Genomic DNA, 2,523 nt, shown 5'->3' on the forward strand with positions numbered 1-2,523 from the left:
TGTAGGGTAAGCACCCGGCGCCTTGATATGTTACCATATTAGGTTTCCGTGAACTCCCCTCCGAACCGTACGTACACCTTTCAGTGTATACGGCTCTCCAGCTATTCATCTAGGAAAATTATAAAGTACCATTATGAATATTTATATGGCACGAATGACAAACGACAAGTGTTTTTCTATTTATCCAACTCATTTGTAATACCCATTTCGGTGCTACTGCTCCTCTTTTGGCATACTTTTTCTTAATATCTTTGAGTTTTCGGACATGATGGACTTCCAAATTTTCTTCTTTGTTACCACAAAGTTCACAATGACTTTTATTCAACCGCTGAATAAGTTGTCCGCCTAACGAATTGACTGGTAAGGCTTCCATGACTTGGCTTGATGGAGTCTCCTTCCATTTTAGACCGCCATTATAATAGGTAAAACTACAAATCTCTCCTTTGGAATTCCTATATTTGAATCCAATGAGGTTGCGTGTTCCGGGTCTATCCTTACGGTCGACTGGAATTCCATACTTTGCATGAACTTTTTTAACACTGCTTTTCTCTTTTCTTGCAATGGTTTTTGCCATGCTGTAGTAGTGATAGTATTGAAACCTTGATAATTGTGTCGAAACATTTGTTGCTAAACAATAATATTGGTACAACCCTCTTATTTCGGCGGTGTAACGCTGAACGATTTCCTCTACTGGCATCCAAATTCTAGAAGTATGTGAAATTGCTTTGTTATTACCTCTAAATTGTTTTAATTGCTCTGTGATAACTTGAGTGGGGACTAACAGTTGGATTGTGCCATTAAATGCTCGTTTTGAATGTCCAAGAGAATTTTTCTTTCTCAATGAATTTTCTTGAGTTTTAGTAATTTCATACCCTAAAAATGCTACTCTTTTTGTAGCAAGATGAGTGATAAGCGTTTTTTCTTGGTTTAATTCCAACTGTAACTCGTTTTTCAGGAAGAGCGCCACTTTTGATTTAATAGTGTTGGCTAATTGTTTGCTTCCAATAATAAGTATTAGGAAATCATCAGCATATCTGACGTATTTTACACGCAGAAAATTCGGATCCATTTCATCCTTAGACGGTGTTTTCAATATTTGCTTCCGCAATTCAATTGCTTCGTGCTTTCTGCCAGTTTTTAGATAATAATATCTGTTACATACCAGTCGATGATATTCAGGATTTGTTCGCTTACCAATTCCTTTAGAATATTTGGCGCATACTTTGCCCATGAATGTATCAAATTCATGTAAATAGATGTTTGCTAAAATTGGGCTGATTATTCCGCCTTGTGGAGTTCCAGAATAGCTGTTTTTCTTAATGTTGAATTCAAAATATCCAGCTTTCAGGAAACGACGGATGAGTTCAATAAACCGACCGTCTTTAATCTTAATATTCAGCAACTGGAGTAACCTTGCGTGATTTATATTATCAAAACATCCAGTTATATCGCCTTCTATCACCCAATTGGTACCTTTTCCGGTCTTTTTGATTTGATAAAGTGCGGTATGACAACTTCTTTTTGGGCGAAATCCGTGTGAATTTTCCGAAAAACTTGGTTCATAGATTGCTTCCAGTATGAGGCGAATAACTTCCTGAACTAATTTGTCGATGAAAGTAGGTATCCCTAATGGTCGTCTCTTTCCATTTTTCTTTGGAATATAGACTCTTCTTACTGGTTTTGGATAGTACTTTTCCTCTCTTAATAGCTCAATTGTTGTATGAATCCATTCTTTTTTGAACCCATCAATTGTTTTATTATCTACGCCACGTGTCATGTTTCCTGGCTTAGCACTCAATTTTTGATATGCCAGCAGGTATAAGTCGGGATTGAATAACAACCGATATAATCGGCGGAATTCGTGATTGTCGTTTGTCGCTTGTTTTCCTAGTATTGATAGAATTGTTTCAGCGTTTTGCATTTCGCATACCTCCATTCCTTTATCAATGAATAACCTGCTATCCTTCGCCATGTAATAGGCTTTCCCTATCTCGGACTACTACGATAGCTCCGTTGCCATATTAGCTATTCAATGTCATCTTTCTTGACCTATTAAGTCTTGAAATTTATCACCCGTAGGCATTACATATAGCGATACTTCGCATGCTAACTTAGGCAATCCCCATTTAGCTTCTATTTCTACTTCTTGTGATTTAGGTCTTCCGTTCGTTTCTTTAACGTGCATCTTGCACACTGAGCAATCTGTAAAGAGTAGAAACATCTACACCACATATGTTCCTAACAGTTTGCTGCATACGCGTCAAACAGTCTTCGGCATCTTGCGACACCCCGTATGCCTCACCTTTTCAAGCAAAGAAACTAGAGTTCAAGCAGTTTAGCTTTAACCATGTCACAATTGACCTTGCCCGTCCTATCTCTACTCTGTTTTCGAAATAGACAGGCTTTTCCGTCATGCTGTTGTCCCCTCGGCTTTTCAGCGTGTAGGTAAGACGGCTAGTCAATTTGATTTCTCTTTAATCAAATACCACTCCTGGCGATAGAAATAGCACCTTATGGGCGCAC

1 protein-coding gene is annotated in these 2,523 nt (G+C 38.1%); it reads right to left on the reverse strand.

The genetic code is table 11. The features are described 5' to 3' along the window. Positions 1 to 118: 118 nt before the first annotated feature. The gene (gene ltrA / locus FEZ08_RS12095) at positions 119 to 1,921 is read right to left on the reverse strand and encodes a group II intron reverse transcriptase/maturase (RefSeq protein WP_199288085.1); all 1,803 of its coding nucleotides are present in this window, start codon (positions 1,919 to 1,921) and stop codon (positions 119 to 121) included. Positions 1,922 to 2,523 lie beyond the last annotated feature (602 nt).

This window comes from Culicoidibacter larvae, from assembly GCF_005771635.1.
In the GTDB taxonomy this organism is placed as follows: domain Bacteria; phylum Bacillota_I; class Bacilli_A; order Culicoidibacterales; family Culicoidibacteraceae; genus Culicoidibacter; species Culicoidibacter larvae.